This window comes from Flagellimonas pelagia (assembly GCF_003584135.1).
GTDB classification, from domain to species: domain Bacteria; phylum Bacteroidota; class Bacteroidia; order Flavobacteriales; family Flavobacteriaceae; genus Flagellimonas; species Flagellimonas pelagia.
Map to the genome: position 1 here is coordinate 42,562 of NZ_QXFI01000006.1, position 21,133 is coordinate 63,694.

Consider the following 21,133-nt stretch of genomic DNA (forward strand, 5'->3'; position numbering starts at 1 on the left):
TTCAAGTATGGTTTGGTGACATGAACATCATCAAAAAAAAGCACATGGAAAAAGGATTTGGAAATAAAAACCAAATTTAAAATATAGGGGGAGCTCACTGATGGTATCTTAAAAATTGAAGGAGCATCTTATAAAATCCTTAATTTAATAACATGGTGTTTGAGGGTGAAAATCGGTCGTATTCCATTTTAGACTTTTTTACGAGAGCTTTAAAAGCTGATAACAATCATGTTAATTATCTAAATACATAGGTACTTTTAAGGGATTTTTCAAAGATATATGACAATCCATTGCCAAAATTGACCTGAAGCCACGGAAAATTACTAAACCAAAAATATGGACCTAAATCAAAATAAATTGAAAGTGAGTGTCACGCTACTCCGCATACTGATAGGGTGGCACTTTTTATTTGAGGGCGTCGTGAAGCTCTACAATCCCGAATGGACATCTTTCGGGTATTTGGCAACCGCGCAGGGCCCTTTTAAATGGTTCTTTACCGCGCTGGTGGGCGATGCCACGATCGGCTGGGTAGACACCTTGAACATCGTTGCCCTTATGGTGGTGGGAATCACCTTTATTTTGGGAATTTTTGAGAGGGTAGGAGCTTTTGTAGGCATGGGACTATTGGCCCTCTACTTTTTTGCCCACCCGCCATTTCCCGGACTTACCCAATTGAATGTGGAAGGCAGCTATTGGTTCGTGAACAAGAATCTAATAGAACTGGTGGCCTGTTTGGTCATTTACCAATTGCCCACGGGTCAATATTTTGGGTTGGAACACCTACGGAAAAACAAACTAACTAAAATGCAAGAGCAATGAAATGGACTAGAAGAGACCTATTGATCGGATTGGGAGGACTACCCATACTTGGAGCGGTATGGTGGGCCGGAGCAGCAAATACCGTAGGGTCCAGAAGAAAACGTTCCGAAATCTTGGAGCAGCTCAACATTACCCCATCATTGCCACCTGCCGTACCTGGCATAGGCGGAGAGCCTGTTCGGGTCGGGATCATAGGATTCGGCATCCGTGGTGAGCAACTTTGTAGGGCTTTAGGTTTTGCCACGGAGAATTGGAAGGAACAAATGCGCTTGGCAGCACAGGAGGACCCCAACAATCACGCTCTTGAAGATTTTATGGGCCAAGAAAAGCTCAATGTGAAATTGGTGGGTATCTGTGATGTGTTCGATGTGAGGGCACAAAATTTTATCGACTCCTTTTCAACTCCAGAAAATCCGATAAAGAGATATATCACTTATAAAGATATGATCGGAAGCGGTGATGTGGATGCTGTGGTGATTGCCACGCCCGACCACTGGCATGCCCCCATTTCCATAGAAGCACTGAACCACAACGTACATGTGTATGTTGAAAAACCGATGACGCATACCGTAGGGGAGACCTATCTTTTACGGGATGCCGCCAAAAACTCCAAAGCGGTGTTGGCCGTGGGGCACCAGCATAGACAGACCTTGAGCTTTAGTACGGCCAGGGATATTGTTGAGAAAGGTACATTGGGGCATGTTTCCCTCATTCAGACCAATACCAACAGGAATGATGACAACGGGGCATGGAACTATGACATCCATGAAAAAGCAAGCCCTGAAACCATAGATTGGGAGCAATTTTTGGGTTCGGCACCAAAAGTACCGTTCAACAAAAACCATTTTTTTAGATGGCGCAAATGGTGGGCCTATGGATCAGGACTTTCAGGAGATTTGTTGACCCATGACTACGATCGTCTGAACTGTGTGCTCAATATGGGCATTCCTTCTTCGGTTAGTGCTTCAGGTGGTATTTATACCCACAATGATGGTAGGAACGTTCCCGATGTGATCCAGGTGAATATGGAATTTCCTGATTACAGTACAGGAAGCAGCCAAGCCAAAGGCAAAGAAAAGGGGATGACTTTCTGTTATAGTGCCACATTGGGTAACGGTTTCAACAGACCGACCATTTTGATGGGGCACGATGCCACCATGGAACTGGGCAATAAATTGACCATTTGGCCAGATGGGGCATCCACCCGATATGCCGAAATGATCGAAGCCGGAAAAATGAACCCAGGGGTGCCAATTTATCAATACAACCCAGCGGCCAATGTGCCCGATGCCATCTCTTCGGCCACTTCCCAATATTTTGCGGATAAGGGGCTTATGTGGACCTATATCGATGGGGTCCGTGTGGATTCCACTTTCTTGCACATGCGGGAGTGGTTGAGCGTGATCAAGAACGGCGGAAAAGTGAGCTGCGGTATCAATGAAGGGTTCGAGGAAGCTATCTCTGCCCATATGGCAGGTCTGTCATGGAAATTAGGCCGAAAAATTGAATGGGATCCCAATACTGAAATGTTGAAGCCCATTGAAGGTATTGATTTTGATGAAGTATTACTGGCCAACGGTACTTGGGATATGAAACCCGAGATGGTTGGTTGAGGTTTATAGATTTTTACGTTTTTCTAATCCGGAAAGTGGGATGTTGTCTCTAAGGAATTCGGCTCCTTAGCAATGTCCCATTTTTCATCCTATTATTTTTTGATTTGGTAGTGGCTACCTTTTTCGCTGTAGTTCGTATTGATATAATTCCCTTCCCAGTTGGGCTAGAAAAGGGATGCCCACTTCATCATATTCATAGGCATCATCATTAAAAATACCATCGCTGTTTACCAAAATGGTGGCAACGATCATGAAATCCACTTGGTTTTGGGTGTCTTGTATGTAAGCACAATCCGTAAGGGTGCCATACGCATAGCCCACTTTGTTGTAGATTTTGATATGATTGGGCATTGGGTCGGTACTATCCCCGAACATGAAAAACTTCACATAGCTATCGTAAAATTCCTCTGGGTCATATCCTAATTGCAGTGGCAGGGTATGCATGGCCTCCAACAAAAAATCACGCTGTGTTTGACTCAAATTGAACCGCTCCTCTTTTGGGAAAGCCTCAGGAAATATGGTTCGCTTCAGCAAAGCTGATTGTGCCTGTATGGGATAATAGTTTTTGAGGGAAAAGTCAAAAGGTCCCATCTGCAGGGAATCATCGGCATAAAAAGCCCTTCCCTTTTTAAGATGCTTTAGTTGTAAAGGCTTTGCGGGAGTGTTTATGATAGATTCTGTTACCGCTGTTGTAGAGTCGTTCAGATAGATGACCAAAGGTTTCGTGGTCACATCATCGGCATTTGGTGCCGACAGTCTATGGGCAATCCGGATGGGTGAGACCCCTCTTCTGAGCATGCGCCGATTCAGGTCATCCTGTCCTAAAAATTCCACCAATCTGTTATTGGCAGCATTGTCAGAAACAGCAAAAATCTCGGAAATGCATTTGGCAAAAGTAGTCTCCACGGAATCTCCCTCCACATAAAATCGTGTGTTCAGGTCAAGGGAATCAATTTCATTGAGTTTTTCCAAAGTGGCCACCGCTGCAGGAAATTTGGCCGTACTGGCAGGATAGAAATAATTTTCCGCATCAACCTGAAAATCAAAATCAGTAAAGACAATACTGTCGTTCCGTCTGTCTATTTGGGTATAACGAATCTGGACCTCATGTTCCTTTAAATGGTCCATCACGGTCTTGATCAATGGGTTTTCAGAGGCAAGGGCATGCCCCAAGGGATTTTTATCACTTACCTCCTTACAGGACATCGTTAAAAGTGTCGCCGTGGTTAGTGCAATCCTCGTCCACATAGGCTTGGGTTAAAGGTCTCCGGTATATACTTGGCCCCTGTGTGGTTTTAGGATATCCTTGACCTCTTTCAGTTCAAATTCGGCAACGACCAAAAAGGCGATGCTGTGGGTAGGACCAAAATGTTCCACCCCCGAGAGGTCGAACTTGAGTTCCTCCACAACCACAAATTCCTCAAGGTGTTTTAGGTAATGTTCGGCAGTACGTGCTGCATTGGGTCCCCTAAAGTCCCAAATGATCTTAATCTTACGGTCCAAAATTTTTTCCATGGTTAGTATGAATCGGTTGCGGAAATTCCTTCTTCGGCAAATTTCTTAAAATCCTGCATATAAATCAATGTCTGTTTTTTGAAGGCCCCGGGCATCAAAAAACCCATCAACTTCATCCCAAAACCTGAAAACTGAAAATCAGATTCCGTAATCCAACGGGTCTTACCATCCTCGTCCCTGTAGTAGTTTTTTTGTAGGTTTTGGACTCCTTTGGCATCATAGGTGGCGTGCATTTCTTCGGGTAGATTTTTTTTGATGATGGTTTCGATCAAGTCCATTTCCCTATTGCCCATTTTATAGGTAAGGCTCATTTGTGCCCCTTCCTGTCCTGGGTTTTTGGAAAGTTGCTCATAACTTACAAGTCCCTTTTGCCAATGCTTCATGTTCTCTGGATTTTCCATAATCTTGATGAATTTGTCCCTGGGGAGATCCACCAAAATTTCGGTTGTATACTTCATTTGGTTGGTTTTACACTAATGTAACAAATTCTCGGTAGGTAGAGGGTCTAATAAAAATCTGTTAATGGGAATGCTACTTACTTGTAAGGGATTTTGTAATTGTTATTTTTGCGAAATGCTTAAGCTCCAAAAAAATAGCCTTTTCCTCTTTTGCACTTTGGGTGCACTGTTGGTTTCTTCCTGTGAAGGCCTTTTTAATAAAGAAGTAGAACGGGAACCATTGGCAAGGGTAGGGGATGTTTACCTTTACAAAGACGATATAGCCTCGCTGATCAGTGATGATATGACTCCCCAGGACAGTGCTTTGTTCGTAACCAATTATGTTAACAATTGGGCTTCCAAACAATTGTTGTTGTCCAAATCGAAAATCAACCTGCCAGAGGAAAAGTTGGCAGAGTTTGACCGTTTGGTATCCGATTACAGGGCCGATCTATATACCCGGGCCTATATTGAAGCTTTGGTTTTGCAGGCCAAAGATACTTCCGTGACCAAGGCACAACTTGAGGATTATTATGAACGGGAAAAGGAAAATTTCAAGCTTAACGAAAAGCTCGTGCAACTCCGTTTTGTGGGTATGCCCGCACAGTTTTTGGATAAGGATGGTGTAAAGGCAAAAATCCGGAGTTGGAAGGATGGTGACAAACAATACTTGGATTCCATTGCGGTACAGTTCAAAAAAATTCACTTTAATGACTCCATTTGGGTGAGTTCAACTAGGGTTGTGGAGGAAATACCGCCCCTTACTGCCTCAAATGAAGGCAACTACTTAAAAAAATCACAATTTTTTGAGCTACAAGATTCCATAGAGGTATATTTGGGCATGGTCACCAACGTGTTGGAGGTCAACGATACAGCACCTTTTGAATATGTGGAACCGGAAATCAGGCAATTGATCCTGAACCGTAGACGCTTGAATTATGTAAAAAAATTGGAAACCGAGATTATAGATGAAGCAATCAAGAAGAAAGAATTTGAGGTTTATGAGTAAATTGATGAAAGGGCTTTTGGCCCTTGTTTTCCTATCGGCGTTTACTGCTAAGGCGCAGGATACAGATGAGGCTTTGGGTGTTAAGGATACCACAAGTTCTACCACCAAAGTAAAGTTGGATGGTATTGCCGCCGTAATCGGGGATTACGTGATCTTGGAATCGGATATCGATAAAACCTTGATCGACCTTAAGAACCAAGGCGCATCGACCCAAGATATTACCCGTTGCGGACTTTTGGGTAAGCTTATGGAGGACAGATTGTACGCCCATCAAGCCGTACAGGATAGTTTATTGGTCTCTGATGATATGGTAAATGCCCAAAGCGATCGGCAGATTCAACAATTCGTGGCACAGCTTGGTTCCATGGAAAAATTGTTGAGGTTTTACAAAAAACCTGATGTAGAAAGTTTCCGTACCGAACTTTTTGAGATCAATAAATTACGTATGCTATCGGAAAAGATGCAGAGTAAGATTGTTGGGGAAATAGAGGTAACCCCTGAGGAAGTGCGTCAGTTTTTCTATAACATTCCGGAAGAGGACCGTCCTGTATTTGGTGCCGAACTGGAAATTGCCCAGATTGTGAAGTCGCCCAAGGCTCCTGAAGAAGAGAAGCAAAAAGTAATTCAGCAGTTAAAGGAAATCAAACAGGATGTAGAGGAAAATGGTGCCAGCTTTAAGGTAAAGGCCATCCTGTACACCCGTGATGATGAGTCCAGGGCCAATGGTGGATTCTATAGTATGACGAAGGAAACCCCGTTTGTAAAGGAGTTCAAAGATGTGGCCTTCAGTCTTCAGGAGGGTGAAATTTCCGAGCCATTTGAGACTGTTTATGGGTACCACATCATCTATATTGAAAAAATAAGAGGGCAGGAAATCGATTTGAGGCATATTTTAATGATTCCCGAGGTACCACAAAGTGCCGTTAATGATGCGGTCAAGGAGTTAGATACCATCCGCCAGCAAATTTTGGATGGTAAGTATACCTTTGCGGATGCAGCCCTCAATTTTTCCGATGAAAAGGAGACCAAGTTCGATGGAGGTCTATTGAGAAACCCGATCAACTTTGATTCCCGATTTGAACTGACCAAAATGGACCCAACCTTGTACAATCAAGTCAGGAACATAAAGGATGGTGAGATTTCCAGACCGATTCGGGAAGATGACCCAAGGGGAGGTCCTCCCAAATTCAAGATCATGAAAATTTCCAATCGCTTTGATGAGCACAAGGCAGATTTTGCCAAGGATTATTTAAAGATTCAAGAACTGGCCCTAAGGGAAAAACAGTTTAAGGCCATCAAAAAGTGGATGGACGAACATATAGAGGATACGTATATCCACGTGAACGTTGACAACAGGGATTGCGATTTTGCAAACAATTGGGTAAAGGAGTAAGCCAATGTCGGACGTAACTGCGGTAGAAAACCTGGTAAAAAAGCACCAAGAACTTAAAAAGGAGATCGCCAAGGTCATTGTGGGCCAAGAAAAGGTGATTGAACAAATTCTTTTATCCATATATACAGGAGGCCACTCCCTTTTGATAGGTGTTCCAGGCTTGGCCAAAACATTGATGGTCAACACTATCGCACAAACGCTTGGACTAGATTTTAAGCGTATTCAGTTTACCCCGGATTTGATGCCCAGTGATATTTTGGGTAGTGAGGTATTGGACCAGAACCGAAACTTTAAGTTTATCATGGGACCTGTTTTCGGGAATATCATCTTGGCGGATGAAATCAACCGAACACCTCCCAAAACCCAAGCGGCACTTTTGGAGGCCATGCAAGAAAGAGCGGTGACCATAGCGGGAAAGCAGTATAAGCTCAACAGACCTTATTTCGTGTTGGCCACACAAAATCCCATTGAACAAGAGGGCACCTACCCTTTGCCAGAGGCACAGTTGGATCGTTTTATGTTTGCCATAGAATTGAAATATCCCTCCATAGAAGAAGAGATACAGGTCGTAAAATCGACCACCACCGATGAAGAGGTGAAGATCAATACCCTTTTCAATGCCGATGAGATCATTGAGATCCAGCATCTGATTAGGAGGATTCCCGTACCGGACAACGTAATCGATTATGCGGTAAGATTGGTGAACAGGACAAGGCCTGGCATGGAAAACTCCTTGGATTTTGTCAATAACTACGTGGATTGGGGAGCGGGGCCAAGAGCTTCGCAGAACCTGGTTTTGGCCGCAAAGGCCAATGCAGCGATCCACGGCAAGTTCTCCCCGGACATCGAGGACGTGAAAGCGGTATCCTTGGGGATTTTGAGACACAGGATCTTGAAAAACTACAAAGCTGAGGCTGAGGGCGTCTCAGAGGAAAGAATTATCTCCGAATTGTTATAAATATCAAATCATAGATATTTATTTAGCGCAATTCTAATTCCAAAATCCTTCGTTATTTAGTAAATTTACCGAATTACTAAAATCTTAAAACTCAATTGTAGAATGGCATTTGATATAGACATGATTAAGGGTGTCTACGCTTCCATGGGGGAACGTGTGGATAAGGCCCGTGAACTGGTAGGTAAACCATTGACCCTTGCAGAAAAAATATTGTACTCTCACTTATGGGATGGAACACCCACCAATAAATTTACCAGAGGAAAAGATTATGTTGATTTTGCACCGGATAGGGTAGCCTGTCAGGATGCGACCGCACAAATGGCATTGTTGCAATTCATGCACGCTGGAAAACCCAAGGTTGCGGTACCTACTACCGTGCACTGTGACCACTTGATCCAGGCCAAGGTTGGTGCTGAAGCCGATTTGAAAAGGGCAAACCAGACCAGTAATGAGGTTTTCGATTTTTTGGAATCCGTTTCCAATAAGTACGGTATCGGTTTCTGGAAACCGGGAGCTGGGATCATCCACCAAGTGGTTTTGGAAAACTATGCCTTCCCAGGAGGGATGATGATCGGTACCGATTCCCACACGGTAAATGCCGGTGGATTGGGTATGGTCGCCATTGGTGTTGGTGGTGCCGACGCCGTGGATGTGATGTCCGGTATGGCTTGGGAATTGAAATTCCCGAAATTGATAGGGGTGAAGTTGAAAGGAAAACTTTCCGGATGGACCGCTCCAAAAGATGTGATCTTGAAAGTGGCCGATATTCTTACCGTAAAAGGGGGAACAGGAGCCATCATTGAATATTTTGGTGAAGGTGCCACTTCCATGTCATGTACTGGTAAAGGAACCATCTGCAACATGGGTGCCGAAGTAGGTGCCACCACTTCAACGTTCGGGTATGACGAATCCATGGATCGATACTTACGGGCTACCAACCGTGCCGACGTTGCCGATGCAGCATTGGAAGTAAGGGAGCACTTGACCGCAGACCCTGAGGTCTATGCCAATCCAGAGCAGTATTTTGATCAAGTAATCGAGATTGATCTGGATATTTTGGAACCACATTTGAATGGACCTTTCACTCCGGATTTGGCTACTCCTATCTCCAAAATGGGTGAGGCTGCCAAAGCCAATGACTGGCCATTGAACGTTGAGGTAGGGTTGATAGGTTCTTGTACCAATTCATCATACGAAGATATTTCAAGGGCGGCTTCCTTGGCAAAACAAGTGGCCGACAAACACTTGAAGACCAAATCACAATTTACGATTACCCCAGGATCTGAACAGGTGCGCTATACCATCGAAAGGGATGGATTTATCGATACCTTCAACAATATTGGTGCAACGGTATTTGCCAATGCCTGTGGACCCTGTATCGGTATGTGGGATCGTTACGGAGACAAAGCATCGGACGGACCACGAAATACCATCGTTCACTCCTTCAACAGAAACTTTGCGAAGAGAGCGGATGGTAACCCCAATACCTTGGCATTTGTAGGCTCACCTGAGTTGGTGACGGCCATTGCCATTGCAGGGCGTTTGGATTTTAACCCTATGACCGATAAGTTGTTGAACGAGGACGGGGAAGAAGTGATGTTGGACGAACCAAGAGGTTATGAGCTTCCACCTGAAGGTTTTGCCGTGGAGGATGCCGGTTATATTGCTCCTAAGGAAGATGGTAGCAGTGTTGAGGTAAAAGTTGCCCCAGATTCTGAGCGTTTGCAACTTTTGGCCCCATTTGAACCTATCAAACCTGAAAGTTTGAAAGGCATGAAACTGTTGATCAAGGCTTTTGGGAAATGTACCACGGACCATATTTCTATGGCTGGACCATGGCTGCGTTTTAGGGGGCATTTGGACAATATTGCCAATAACACCTTAATCGGTGCCGTAAATGCCTTCAATAAGAAAACCAATTTTGTCAAGAATCAATTGACGGGCGAATATGGTGGAGTGCCCGATACCCAACGTGAATATAAAAAAGCTGGTATCAAGACCATTGTTGTGGGAGACCACAACTACGGTGAAGGTTCTTCAAGGGAGCACGCGGCCATGCAACCACGTCATTTGGGAGTTGCGGCTGTTTTGGTAAAATCGTTCGCAAGGATCCACGAGACCAACTTGAAGAAACAAGGGATGTTGGCCTTGACCTTTGCCAATGAGAACGATTATGATCTTATCCAAGAGGACGATACCTTCAACTTTTTAGACATTGATCAATTTGCTCCGGACAAGCCTTTGACCATTGAAGTGGTACATGCCGATGGCAGCAAGGATACCATCATTGCCAATCATTCGTATAATAACGCACAGATTGCATGGTTCAAAGAAGGTTCTGCATTGAACCTGATCAAGAAGGAGAATGCATAATTTGTATCTAATATAATTCTTTAAACTCCTGGTATCATTTTCGATATCAGGAGTTTTTAATTTTTACGAAATATCCTTTTCATGAAGATCAGTAAAAAGACCGTTTTCAATATTGTATTGATTCTTTTGGTGCTTTCCTTTTTTGTGACACCGATCGGTTATTATGGAAAAATATTCTTGAACCGTATTTTTTCATTTTCACCTCCTGTCATCGAACAAGCGGATAGACAGAAGATTACCGATTATGACTGGAAACTGAAGGATGAAGAATGGAACTTCTTCAATTTTGAAAAATCCAAGGGAAGGGTGGTCTTTATTAACCTTTGGGCTTCCTGGAAATTGCCTTCCGAAGCGGAACTTGCAAGCATTCAGCGGTTATATGACAAGTATAAGGACAAAATGGATTTCTATATCATCACTAATGAAAACCGCCCACCGGTGGAAGCTTTTATGGCCGAGCACAAGTTTACTTTTCCCGTTACCTATTTGATCATTGGCGAGAAAATGCCCATTGATTCCAGTAAGGTGCCCTCCTCTTATTTGATAGATAAGTCGGGGAACATAGTGGTGCATAAAGAAGGGATAGCGGATTGGGGTACACAAAAGGTGTACAAATTATTGGATGAACTGATAGCCGAATAATTTCATATGAAGATTACCAAAGAACAGATTGGCAATGCCATTTGGATATTGGCCCTGGTGTTGATTCTGTTTACCCCTGTCGGGTTCCATGTTCGCGTATGGGTAAGCAAGGTTATGGCCGAAGTCATTAGTGCAGATACGGTAGAGGATGATGAACAGATTACTCTGGAAAACTATCATTGGAATTTGGTGAATATGGATGGCAAACAAATGGATTTTCAATCGGCGAAGGGCAAAGTGGCTGTAGTGAACGTTTGGGCAACCTGGTGTCCTCCTTGTGTGGCAGAACTTCCCAAATTTGCGGATCTGTATGCCGATTATAAGGACAAGGTGGTTTTTGCTTTTGTGGCCAATGATGACAAGGAAAAAGTGGAAGCTTTTCTAAAGAAAAAAGGATATCAACTGCCTGTTTACCTTCAAGCGTCCAGTGCTCCATCAGAACTAGAGAGCAGCACCATTCCGGCTACCTATATCATCAGCAAATCGGGGAAAATTGTGGTAGATGAAAGGGGAGCGGCCAATTGGAGCTCCGAAAGTACCCGCACCTTGTTGGACGAACTTATCTTGGAATAACGGTTATTTTTTAAAATACTTAAAAGGAACCAAGAGCATTCCAAAACATTCCCCATCTTCCTTATCCAGATGTTTATGGTGCATTTTATGGGCCCTACGTACCCCACGGGCGTACCAGTTATTGGCGTTCCTCAAGATTTTGAACCGTTGATGGATAAAGATATCATGTACCAAAAAATAGGCGATACCGTAAGCCAAAATCCCAAATCCTAGGGGCCAACCATACCAAAAAGAAGTGTAATTGCCCAAAAAGAAAAGGGTCATACTCACCACGGCGTAGAACAGGAAAAAAGCATCGTTGCGTTCAAACCAAGAATCGTGGTCCTTTTTGTGATGATCCTTGTGTAGGCTCCACAAAAAACCATGCATCACGTATTTATGGGTGAACCACGCCATAAATTCCATGAAACAGAACATCGCCAAAAAGATGAAGATCCAGAGCGCTACTTTCATTGTACCAGTTGTAATTTATAATTGAGGTAAGATTGGGCCAAAAGTCCGAATTTTTGATAATTGGGCACACGTATGCGTGCATTTTTGATTTCTAGGGGAGGTGTGCCCTGCAACTTGTGCAACAATTTCTTGTAGTAGCGGTAGGCTGTATAGACACCAAATTTTGCCTGTTCCGGCAATTTGATGATTCCGGAATACCCCAGGGCAAAGTCGGCCTTGATTTCGTTGACGATTCTTTTCTTGGAGTCCTCATCCAGTTCCAAAAGATTGGTGTTGGGGAAATAGGTACGGTTCAATTCTTCATAATCCGCCTTCAAATCCCTTAAAAAGTTCACTTTTTGAAAGGCCGACCCCAAGGCCATGGCAGACTCCTTCAACTCTTCGTATTTTTCTTTGTCACCGTTCACGAAAACACAGAGGCACATTAACCCTACCACATCGGCGGAGCCATAAATGTATTCCCGGTATTCGTCAAAGGTTTCGTAGTTTTTCTTGTTGAGGTCCATCCGCATGCTCTTCATGAAAGCTGTTACCAAATGATGGGGAATACCATATTTATGATAGGTATGCTGGAACGAATTCAATATAGGGTTCAGGCTGATTTTTTTCTCAAGCGCCTCTTCCATATCCTTTTCAAAATTTTCGAACAAGAGTTCTTTGTCGTAATCGTGGAAGGTGTCCACAATTTCATCGGCAAACCTTACAAAACCATAAATGTTGTAGATATCCGTTCTGATGGAGGGGGCCAACATTTTAGTGGCCAAGGCAAAAGAGGTACTGTAAGACCGGGTCACGATTTTACTACAGTGGTACGATACTTCGTCAAAAATGCTTTTCATCTTTTTACTTCTTTGGTGATTAGATCGGCCACCAGTTTACCAGAAATCAGGGATGGTGGCACTCCTGGTCCCGGAACGGTGAGCTGACCGGTAAAGAACAGGTTCTTTACCTTACTACTTTTTAGGTTAGGTCGTAAAAAGGCGGTCTGCCGCAATGTATTGGCAAGACCGTAAGCGTTACCCTTATAAGAATTGTACTGTTCCACAAAATCGTTTACACAGAAACTCTCCTTAAAAACAATGGCATTTTTAATCTGTTGATGGGTAAGTTTTTCAAATCTGTCCATCACTATGTCGAAATATTGGTTTCTTAATTCAGGTGTGTCCTCCAATCCGGGTGCAATAGGAACCAGGAAAAATCCGGTTTCACTGTCCTTGGGAGCCATGGAACCATCCGTTACCGAAGGAAAATTGGCGTAGAACAACGGGTTGCTCGGCCATTGGGGATTATCATAGATTTCCTGCGCATGTTTTTCAAAATCGGTATCAAAGAACAGGTTGTGGTGTTCAATGTTTTCCAACTTTTTGTTGAAGCCGATATAGAACAGCAGCGAGGAAGGCGCATAAGTCTTGTTCTCCCAGTATTCTTCGGAATATTGACGGTATTTTTGATCCAACAGGGTTTCGGAATGATGGTAATCCGCACCACTGATCACGTAATCGGAAATCTGGTTCTTTCCTTGGCTACGGATGCCGATCACTTCCCCTTCAGAAACCAAAATATGGGTAACAGGGCTTTGGGTGTGGATTTTTACTCCCAATTCCTCTGCAAGACTTTTCATGGCCTTGATGATTTCGTACATGCCACCTCTGGGATGCCAGGTGCCCAAACCAAAGTCGGCAAAGTTCATGAAGTTGTAGAACGATGGTGTATTGCTCGGCTTGGCACCCAAAAAAAGTACAGGGAACTCCAAAGTGGAGACCAGTTTTGGATTTTTGAACCGCTTACGTACCTCTTGACTGATGGTCTTGAAAAACTGGTCTACCCGAAGAACAGTTTCCTTGGTCACCAGTTCCAAAGGGGATAGGCCTGGACGGAGTACTACCTTGTTGATGGCAATATCATAGTTTTCCTGTGCCTGCCCGATAAAGCTTCTAAGATGCTCACTGCTTCCTGATTCAATGCGCTCAAATTCCTCACAAATGGTGTCCATACAGTCCCCAATAGTGAGGGTATCGTCCTCAAAGAATATTTTATAGGCTGGGTTGAGTTTATCCAGATGGTAGTAATCGGAAGTTTTTTTGCCGAAGTCGTTGAAAAACTTATCGAAGATATCGGGCATCCAGTACCAACTGGGACCAATATCAAAAGTAAACCCGTTTTTTACCAATTGTCTGGCCCGACCGCCAACGGTATCGTTCTTTTCAAATATTTCGACCTCAAACCCCGCCTTGGCCAAATAGCAAGAGGCGGAGAGGGAAGAGAAACCGGAACCGATGACGATGGCTTTTTTCATTGTTTAGACGGTTTCAAGTAGTTGGTGAATGGAACTGAATATTTTAACACTGCTCGGCAGTTTGTTTTCGGACACTTGTTGAATCTGATGGCCCAACACATACAGTTTGGACCCGGGTGACATGTCCAATACCTCTTTGAAGCGGTTAAAGTAGTCCTCCAGTTCATTCAACATCGGGGCTACTGTAAAATAGGAAACGAACCTGATGTTGCTGTAATATTTGAGTAGGTCCACCAAGCTTTCCACGGGCATGGTCTGGCCAAGGTAAATAGTCTTGTATCCTTTGTTCGCAAGCTCGTAATTGATATACAACAACCCAATTTCATGGATTTCGTTCTCTGGAAGAAAAAGCACAAATACCTTGTCTTTTTGTGTTGGTTCTTCCATTTGGAGCTTATCGGTGTGTATGTATATTTTTTGTTTGATCAAGTTTGAAATGAAATGCTCATGCGCTGGACTTATGGTGTTGGTCTGCCAGAGCAATCCGAGCTCGTTCAAAAAAGGGATAAATACCTCATTGAAGATTTGGGTAAAGGATCTTTCCTTTAAAAGACTGTTATAGGTTTGCAGAAAAAGCGATTGATCAAAATTGAGCATGGCCAGTTTAAGGGAATTCAATGCATGGCTCTTTTCGCTGTTCTTGGCAACGATATCCCTGACCAAAACAGGTATCTTGGTGTCATCCAATTTGGCAATCTTGGAAATTTTGTACCCATTGTTGTAGAGCATGGTCACGTTCAGCAACTTTTGAAGGCTTACCACATTATAGGTGCGGATGTTCGTATCGGTCCTTTCCGGGCTGAACAGGTTATATCGCTTTTCCCAGATTCGAATCGTATGGGCCTTGATGCCCGACAGGTTTTCCATATCCCGAATACTGAAAGATTTTTTTACGTTGTTCATCTTTTTTAAGTAAACGTTAAACAAATTTACAATTTAAACGATGCCAACCTATTTTTTTATCTTAAAATTTGAAAGGATTTCTAAAAGGCCTAGGTTTTCGTGGATGTATTAAGGAATATCCATAAACAAAAAAACCGCAACAATTTGCGGTTTTGTGCCCACGACTGGATTCGAACCAGCACGTCCTTACGAACACCACCCCCTCAAGATGGCGTGTCTACCAATTTCACCACGTGGGCCTTCATGGATTTAAACAAAAAAAGTTAAGCAAAGCACTTAACTTTTGGTTTGCAAATATAATTGTTTTGCACAAATCGATGGACTACAAACTCGGTTTTTAAGTTTACTTCAGATAACCGATATAGGAGAAGGAAAACCCATGGTTCTTTGCCCCTTCCAAAAATAGATAGGCATTGCCTTCTTTGGCCACATCGCTCAACCCATAGTTGTATTTGAACACGATCTTTCCGTTGGGCAGGTTTATCCCTATGCCGCCTATCAGGCCAAAGTCTACTTTTTCAAATTGGTCATTGTCCAATTCGCCATAGCCATAGTAGTAAGGGGTACTGTAATCAAAATTACTATCCAATAAAAACCCTGCATATCCTCCCATAACAATATCCACAACACTTCTGGTATGGATGTTCAGCAATAGTGGGGTTTCAATGTATTGCAATTTAAACCTGATGGTGCCGTCATAGTAGTTGTTGATGTAATAGTCCCCTTTACCACCTTTTCTGGAATAAAGGAGTTGGGGTTCCAGACCAATGCGTTTGCTGAGGGGCAAGCTCAGGGATCCGCCGATGAAGAAACCAAATTGGAACTCGGAATCATAAGGGTCGTTATGGAAGCTGGTGACCTGGGGCCCAAACGTGATTCCAAAATGTGGGTCGTGGATACTGTAAATGGGATAATAACCGGAATTTTCCTGGGCACTGGCCCCAAATGTGATGGCCACAAAGGCCAAAAGCAAGATTCTTCTCATGTTCGATATTTAAATTGATGAATTACGTATGGCGAAAGTATTCCCTGAGTTTTGTCCCAAGATTTCAAAAAGGAATGAAACGTCTGTATTGGTGGGTGAAGAAACCAAATACCCCGCTTAGATAAATGTCCTTAATATTTGTTTTCCCGACCCTCGGTTTTGGGTTGTATTGCCTCAACGGGGAAATAGGTTACTTCACCCTGAATATTTTCTGTTTGGGGATATATGTATGTAGCAGTGCACGGCATGTCCAATACTTTTGCCCGATGAAAAAGGTGAATTGGGGCATAGGGATTCCGTTTTCGGTAATTTTATCAGTATTGGGTTCATTGCCCATACTGCTTCATTTTTCCACGGATGAAGTAAACCTGTTCTTGAGATCGATTTCCTATAATCTTATCATTACCTTGCTTTCATGGTATATTTTCCATCGGGTTTTGGAAAGCAGATATTTTAACCTCTCCAAAGGGCGGGGTACTTATTTTGCATTTTGTACTTCCATTACCATTGTCTTTGCCTTTGTCCTGAACTTTTTTTTCACCTCCTTGATTGGATTTTCAATAAAACCCATTATGGATTCGGGAAGCCTCCGATATTTCCTTCTAATTCTTTTTAGGGGATTGATGTTGGGTGCACTCATTTCTTTTGTGGTCAATTACTTGGATGTAATCCGGGAGAAGCAAAGAAATGCCTTGGTAATCGAACAGTTGAAACAGAAACAATTGGAAGCCAACCTGTCTTCCCTGAAGGAGCAGATGAGCCCTCATTTTTTGTTCAATTCGCTCAATTCACTCATATCCGTCATCAAAAGGGATAGCAACGGAGCGGTAAATTTTGTGATACGACTATCGGAGGTGTATCGCTATCTGTTACAACATCGGGAGCATCAAACGGTCAGTCTAAAAGAAGAACTCGATTTTATTGACGCCTACATTTTTCTGCTGAAGGTCCGGTTCAAGAACAACATTCGGGTTAAAGTAAACATCCCTGAAAAGTATATCAATACAAGAATACCTCCCTTGACCTTGCAACTGCTCTTGGAAAATGCGGTGAAGCATAACATCGTATCAAAGACCAAACCCTTGGATATTGAGATCGGCGTGGATAACCAAATGATCATAGTGAGCAACCAAGTACAACCTAAGGTGTCCTTGGAAACCTCCCACGGTTTCGGTTTGGGAAGTATGGAAGAACAATATTGGCTGCTTGCCCAAAAGGAGATATTGATCAAGGAAGACAACAATAAGTTCAAAGTTTTATTACCATTATTGATATAGGCCATGGATATTTTGATCATAGAGGACGAACCGGCTACGGCCAAGGATTTGGAAGAAACTATCCATAACCTAAATATGGATTTGAAGGTTTTGGATATTGTGGACAGCATTTCTGAGGGAACGGAATGGTTTCGAAAAAACGGACAACCCGATTTGATCTTAAGCGATATTCAACTGGCGGACGGTCTCAGTTTTGAGCTCTTAAAAAAAGCGGATGTTAGCTGTCCCGTAATATTCTGCACGGCCTATGACGAATATGCCATAAGGGCATTTGAGGCCAATGGCATTGATTATCTGCTGAAACCCATCAACGAGGACAAGCTTTCTAAAAGCCTAAAAAGGTACCAGTTGTTGAACGACCATTTTGCAAGGAACAATCCACATCTGCAGCAACTCTTGCAGAAAGTGCGAGGTCAACTGCAGACATACCGATCCAATTTTTTGATTTCCTTCCAGGATAAGATGATTCCGATCGGGGTGGTGGACATTGCCTTTTTTTATACCGAAAACGGCATTACAAAATTGTACACCTCGTCTGGCAAAAGTTATACACTGCCCTATACCTTGGAGCAGTTGGAACAATTGTTGGATCCCAAAATGTTCTTTAGGGCCAATAGGCAATATATCATTTCGTACAGTGCCATAAGTTCGGTGGAATCCTATGTTTCCAGAAAGATGTGTGTGAATATGTTGGTGGATGTTCCAACACCATTGCTGGTAAGCAAAAAGAGAAGCCCGGTCTTCTTGGGCTGGCTCAAAGAGCGATAATACTTCTCCTTTAGGGATAATCTTAAAAACTTCGGGGACCCATAATGTTACTTCAGCATTGGATTTGTCCACTTGCATTGATTATGGACAATTCAGTATGAAGACCTAGGGTAATATTGCTACTGAACTTTAAAAAGTAGCGTTATGAAAAAAATCATTCAAACATCAAAATTGTGGGTGGTCCCCCTTTTGTTTTTTGCACTTACTTCTGAACTGAGTGCACAGGTAGTGGTGCGTAGGCCAGCGGTAACGGTAGTAAGACGACCCGTGGTAAGGCCCTATGTATATCCTGTGGCCCGTCCAGTTGTGGTGGCACCGGTTCCTCTTCCCAGATATTACACACCCGTTTATTACGCAGGCAATCCCTACTACTATTCAGATGGTGTGTTTTATGTAAGGATTGAACAATCGGAGTCGTATAAAGTGGTTGTGCCACCTGTTGGCACCATAGTGCCCAGCCTGCCCGAAGGTGCAAGAGTGACCATTATAGATGACAGGGAGTATTTCGAATATGGAGAGGTGATTTATAAAAGAATCCTCGTGGAGAATTTGGTGAAATATGAAGTAGTGGGTTATACAAAACAATAATAAATGGAAACCAAAAAGATGATGATGAAAAGAGTTTTGTTTTTGATATTGATGTCCATGCTCTTGGGAGCATTAGCTCTCTTACAGAGTTGTGATGACGATGATGAAATCATCGTGATAACTCGGTATTATGCCTATGAAGATGCAGAAGAAGCGGTAGCCGTCTCACTTTCCTATGCAACCTATGGCTTGGTGGCCAATATGAACAAGGCCAGTAACGAAATTCAAGAAAATAGTGATTGCGATGTGTTGTACCAAGAAAGCGATTCTTTTTACGACGAGACCATTACTGGCTATATCAGCTATGAATACAACTATCAGGAGGAATATATGTGGTCCTGTGAACCTGATATGGCAGTAGATTATGAACTCTCCGCAACGCAGAACATGAAATCACTCAGATATACCTACGATCATGACATTGATTTGAGTTTTGACATTACAGGTTTGGAAGATACCAGCGCCGATGAAAATTATGAGGGAAGTTATCAGCGTGAAGGTGAATGGGAATCCAATTATAATGGTGAAACGTATAGATTCACTTTTGAGAGCGATATTGATGGGGTTTTGGTATCCAAGGAATCGAATAAGATATATAATGGAACCGCCACTTTTTCATTGGTGCAGACGTATAGTTACTCCAACGTCACCTATACCTATAAAGGCACTGTGGAGTTTGTTGATGAGGATGAAGCTCGGGTAGAGTTTGACAGTGGAGAGGTATTCTATGTCGATTTGAACAACATTAGTATTTCTGAAGACTGATATAACGATTGTATTCCCCCCAATTGCCCCCGATCCCGGATAGTGTTGCATGCAGTATCCGGGATTTTTTATAGGGTGGATGCAGATGTAATGAAAACTGCCAGTCCATAAAAAAAGCCCTGGGAAAAATATCCCAAGGCTCTTACAAACATCACTAACCTAAAAAAATGCTTGTTGAAATAATATAGAAAACCCTAAAAAGAGTACAGGAAACCTATTTGAACAAAGGGCCCATTATTCTGTAATTCCTCAATGGGTTCCGGTTGGTCGGACAGGGGAATCGTCACAATGGTCCATCCTCCGGAATCCGAATCGTTGAACCATTGGAATTTTTGACCTGCAATACCCCCGGATAGTTTCATATGCCAATTCTTGTAAAGCCTGTGGCTATAAAAAACTGTACCATTAAAATGACGGTATTGGAGGTATTCACTATTATGGGTTTCTTCGGATAGCCGATAGCTGTCAGCACCTAGGTTCCATTCCAATCCAGAGGTGCTCCTTCCTCCCATGTTCCAAGCCAAGGTACCCTGTATGGGGAACCTTCCATAAAAATGTAACTTTTCACTGATCTGATAGTCAAAATCAAAAAGAGGGATAAGCTGGTCGCCAAAAAATTGGTGGGAATATCCCAATCCCAATCCTAAGGTTAATTTTTCCGAGAACTTTCGATGTAAGCCAATGCCCACTGCAAATGTGAAATCCTCAGCGGAGATATCCTCCAAATCACTACTCAATACCATCTTGGTGGCCAAGAACATCTCATCCCTGTCGTTCAGTTTCAGTTTTCCGCCAATAGGGATTCCCAATCCATATAACCTATTGCCAATATCCATCGGAAAGTTTTCCAAATACATCACTTCGGGGGTTATTCCAGTGGCTAAGCTGAATGTTTTTCCTCTGTGTATGGGTAGCAATAGTTGTGCTTCCAGTTGGGAAATATGACCACCGTCCACTTCTTCAATAGGGGTATGGCTATATTTGATGTAGAATGGGGATTTTTCTTGACCAAAGCTTTTCAATGATGAAAAGGATAGGAGTATTATAACGAGGCTACGGTATAGATTTCTGTTCATGCTTTTTTATTGGTGGATCAATTTTCCGTCCATCAGTTCCAAGACCCTGTCACAATTGGCGGCAAAATCATCATCGTGTGTCACGGCGATGATGGTCTGGCCCCTTTCCACGGCCAATTCCCTGAAAATGTCGAATACGATCTGGGTGTTTTTGGAATCCAGGTTTCCAGTGGGTTCATCGCCCATAATAATGGTCGGTTCGTTGATGAGTGCCCTGGCAATGGCCACCCGTTGCTGCTGTCCGCCCGAAAGTTTGTTGGCGGGTTTCAATGCCTGATCTTCCAGCCCCAAGAGTTTAAGGTTGGCCATCGCCTTTTCCTCGATTTCCTCCATGGTTTTTTTCTCCAATTTTAATGCTGGGAGCATCACATTGTCCAATGCGGAAAACTCAGGTAGCAGATAATGGAACTGGAAAACAAAGCCGATATGCTCGTTCCGAAAAGCGGCCAGTTCATTCTGGGCCTTGCCTGTTAGCGTTGTACCATTGATGGTCAGGGAGCCTTCATAGGCCGTATCCATAGTGGAAAGAATATAAAGCAAGGTAGATTTACCGGAACCGGACTTGCCCGTAAGTGCCAAAAACTCCCCTTTTTTAATGTCGAAAGAGATATCCTTCAACACATGAAAGGTCTGTGGGTCATAAAAATATTTGTTCAGTTCCTTGACGGATAATGCTAAGTTTTCCATCCT

At 43.1% G+C, this 21,133-nt stretch carries 22 protein-coding genes and 1 tRNA gene; 12 read left to right on the forward strand and 11 right to left on the reverse strand.

The annotated features are described in order from the left end of the window. Positions 1-336: 336 nt before the first annotated feature. A complete protein-coding gene (locus D2V05_RS00530; RefSeq protein WP_119645659.1) occupies positions 337-819 on the forward strand; it encodes a DoxX family protein in 483 nt (160 codons plus the stop codon). Next, on the forward strand, positions 816-2,432 hold the full coding sequence (locus D2V05_RS00535; RefSeq protein WP_119645661.1) for a Gfo/Idh/MocA family protein: 1,617 nt from the start codon (positions 816-818) through the stop codon (positions 2,430-2,432). Before D2V05_RS00530 ends, D2V05_RS00535 begins: the two co-directional genes overlap by 4 nt. A gap of 114 nt (positions 2,433-2,546) precedes the next feature. On the opposite strand, the gene D2V05_RS00540 is transcribed toward D2V05_RS00535, so the two are convergent. The 3 genes from D2V05_RS00540 to D2V05_RS00550 are packed head-to-tail and all read right to left on the reverse strand — an operon-like array spanning position 2,547 to position 4,405. Next, entirely contained in the window at positions 2,547-3,638 is a 1,092-nt protein-coding gene (locus D2V05_RS00540; RefSeq protein WP_235855348.1) for a serine hydrolase, read from the reverse strand. A 51-nt stretch (positions 3,639-3,689) separates the two neighbouring features. Then, positions 3,690-3,947 carry a hypothetical protein gene (locus D2V05_RS00545; RefSeq protein WP_119642099.1) on the reverse strand — a complete coding sequence of 86 codons (258 nt, stop codon included), beginning with the start codon at positions 3,945-3,947 and terminating at the stop codon, positions 3,690-3,692. 2 nt (positions 3,948-3,949) lie between these two features. Continuing rightward, the gene (locus D2V05_RS00550; RefSeq protein ID WP_119645666.1) at positions 3,950-4,405 is read right to left on the reverse strand and encodes an SRPBCC family protein; all 456 of its coding nucleotides are present in this window, start codon (positions 4,403-4,405) and stop codon (positions 3,950-3,952) included. 115 nt (positions 4,406-4,520) lie between these two features. On the opposite strand from D2V05_RS00550, the gene D2V05_RS00555 reads away from it, so the two are divergent. From D2V05_RS00555 to D2V05_RS00580, 6 genes are all read left to right on the forward strand, one after another. After that, a complete protein-coding gene (locus tag D2V05_RS00555) occupies positions 4,521-5,393 on the forward strand; it encodes a peptidyl-prolyl cis-trans isomerase (protein ID WP_183114756.1) in 873 nt (290 codons plus the stop codon). After that, positions 5,386-6,786 carry a peptidylprolyl isomerase gene (locus tag D2V05_RS00560; RefSeq protein WP_119645671.1) on the forward strand — a complete coding sequence of 467 codons (1,401 nt, stop codon included), beginning with the start codon at positions 5,386-5,388 and terminating at the stop codon, positions 6,784-6,786. Before D2V05_RS00555 ends, D2V05_RS00560 begins: the two co-directional genes overlap by 8 nt. Positions 6,787-6,790: 4 nt before the next feature. After that, positions 6,791-7,744 (forward strand): AAA family ATPase, encoded by a 954-nt coding sequence (locus tag D2V05_RS00565; protein WP_119645673.1) that lies wholly within the window; start codon positions 6,791-6,793, stop codon positions 7,742-7,744. 102 nt (positions 7,745-7,846) lie between these two features. Beyond that, positions 7,847-10,117 (forward strand): aconitate hydratase, encoded by a 2,271-nt coding sequence (locus tag D2V05_RS00570; protein ID WP_119645675.1) that lies wholly within the window; start codon positions 7,847-7,849, stop codon positions 10,115-10,117. Between the two features lie 81 nt (positions 10,118-10,198). After that, a complete protein-coding gene (locus D2V05_RS00575; RefSeq protein WP_119642105.1) occupies positions 10,199-10,759 on the forward strand; it encodes a TlpA family protein disulfide reductase in 561 nt (186 codons plus the stop codon). A 6-nt stretch (positions 10,760-10,765) separates the two neighbouring features. Further along, entirely contained in the window at positions 10,766-11,332 is a 567-nt protein-coding gene (locus D2V05_RS00580; RefSeq protein ID WP_119645678.1) for a TlpA family protein disulfide reductase, read from the forward strand. 3 nt (positions 11,333-11,335) lie between these two features. On the opposite strand, the gene D2V05_RS00585 is transcribed toward D2V05_RS00580, so the two are convergent. The 6 genes from D2V05_RS00585 to D2V05_RS00610 all read right to left on the reverse strand — a co-directional run bounded on the left by D2V05_RS00585 (position 11,336) and on the right by D2V05_RS00610 (position 15,969). After that, positions 11,336-11,785, reverse strand: a complete 450-nt coding sequence (locus D2V05_RS00585; RefSeq protein ID WP_119645680.1) for a sterol desaturase family protein — start codon at positions 11,783-11,785, stop codon at positions 11,336-11,338. Then, the gene (locus D2V05_RS00590) at positions 11,782-12,624 is read right to left on the reverse strand and encodes a phytoene/squalene synthase family protein (protein WP_119645682.1); all 843 of its coding nucleotides are present in this window, start codon (positions 12,622-12,624) and stop codon (positions 11,782-11,784) included. Before D2V05_RS00590 ends, D2V05_RS00585 begins: the two co-directional genes overlap by 4 nt. Next, complete coding sequence (locus D2V05_RS00595) at positions 12,621-14,081, reverse strand: phytoene desaturase family protein (protein ID WP_119645684.1); 1,461 nt, start codon at positions 14,079-14,081, stop codon at positions 12,621-12,623. The genes D2V05_RS00590 and D2V05_RS00595 overlap by 4 nt, the downstream gene beginning before the upstream one ends. A 3-nt stretch (positions 14,082-14,084) precedes the next feature. Continuing rightward, positions 14,085-14,984 carry a MerR family transcriptional regulator gene (locus D2V05_RS00600; protein WP_119645686.1) on the reverse strand — a complete coding sequence of 300 codons (900 nt, stop codon included), beginning with the start codon at positions 14,982-14,984 and terminating at the stop codon, positions 14,085-14,087. 155 nt (positions 14,985-15,139) lie between these two features. Beyond that, positions 15,140-15,223 (reverse strand) — tRNA-Leu (locus D2V05_RS00605). 104 nt (positions 15,224-15,327) lie between these two features. Continuing rightward, the gene (locus D2V05_RS00610) at positions 15,328-15,969 is read right to left on the reverse strand and encodes a porin family protein (protein WP_119645688.1); all 642 of its coding nucleotides are present in this window, start codon (positions 15,967-15,969) and stop codon (positions 15,328-15,330) included. 266 nt (positions 15,970-16,235) lie between these two features. On the opposite strand from D2V05_RS00610, the gene D2V05_RS00615 reads away from it, so the two are divergent. The 4 genes from D2V05_RS00615 (at position 16,236) to D2V05_RS00630 (ending at position 19,367) form a co-directional block, all read left to right on the forward strand. Beyond that, entirely contained in the window at positions 16,236-17,246 is a 1,011-nt protein-coding gene (locus D2V05_RS00615) for a sensor histidine kinase (protein WP_183114757.1), read from the forward strand. Positions 17,247-17,249: 3 nt separating this feature from the next. Further along, the gene (locus D2V05_RS00620; protein WP_119645692.1) at positions 17,250-18,014 is read left to right on the forward strand and encodes a LytR/AlgR family response regulator transcription factor; all 765 of its coding nucleotides are present in this window, start codon (positions 17,250-17,252) and stop codon (positions 18,012-18,014) included. A 144-nt stretch (positions 18,015-18,158) separates the two neighbouring features. Then, positions 18,159-18,602, forward strand: a complete 444-nt coding sequence (locus D2V05_RS00625) for a DUF6515 family protein (RefSeq protein WP_119645694.1) — start codon at positions 18,159-18,161, stop codon at positions 18,600-18,602. Positions 18,603-18,605: 3 nt separating this feature from the next. After that, entirely contained in the window at positions 18,606-19,367 is a 762-nt protein-coding gene (locus tag D2V05_RS00630) for a hypothetical protein (RefSeq protein WP_119645696.1), read from the forward strand. 194 nt (positions 19,368-19,561) lie between these two features. Here the strand turns inward: D2V05_RS00630 and D2V05_RS00635 are convergent, their stop codons facing one another. Then, a complete protein-coding gene (locus D2V05_RS00635; RefSeq protein ID WP_147378199.1) occupies positions 19,562-20,443 on the reverse strand; it encodes a DUF6268 family outer membrane beta-barrel protein in 882 nt (293 codons plus the stop codon). A 6-nt stretch (positions 20,444-20,449) separates the two neighbouring features. After that, positions 20,450-21,130 (reverse strand): ABC transporter ATP-binding protein, encoded by a 681-nt coding sequence (locus D2V05_RS00640; protein ID WP_119645700.1) that lies wholly within the window; start codon positions 21,128-21,130, stop codon positions 20,450-20,452. Positions 21,131-21,133: the final 3 nt, after the last annotated feature.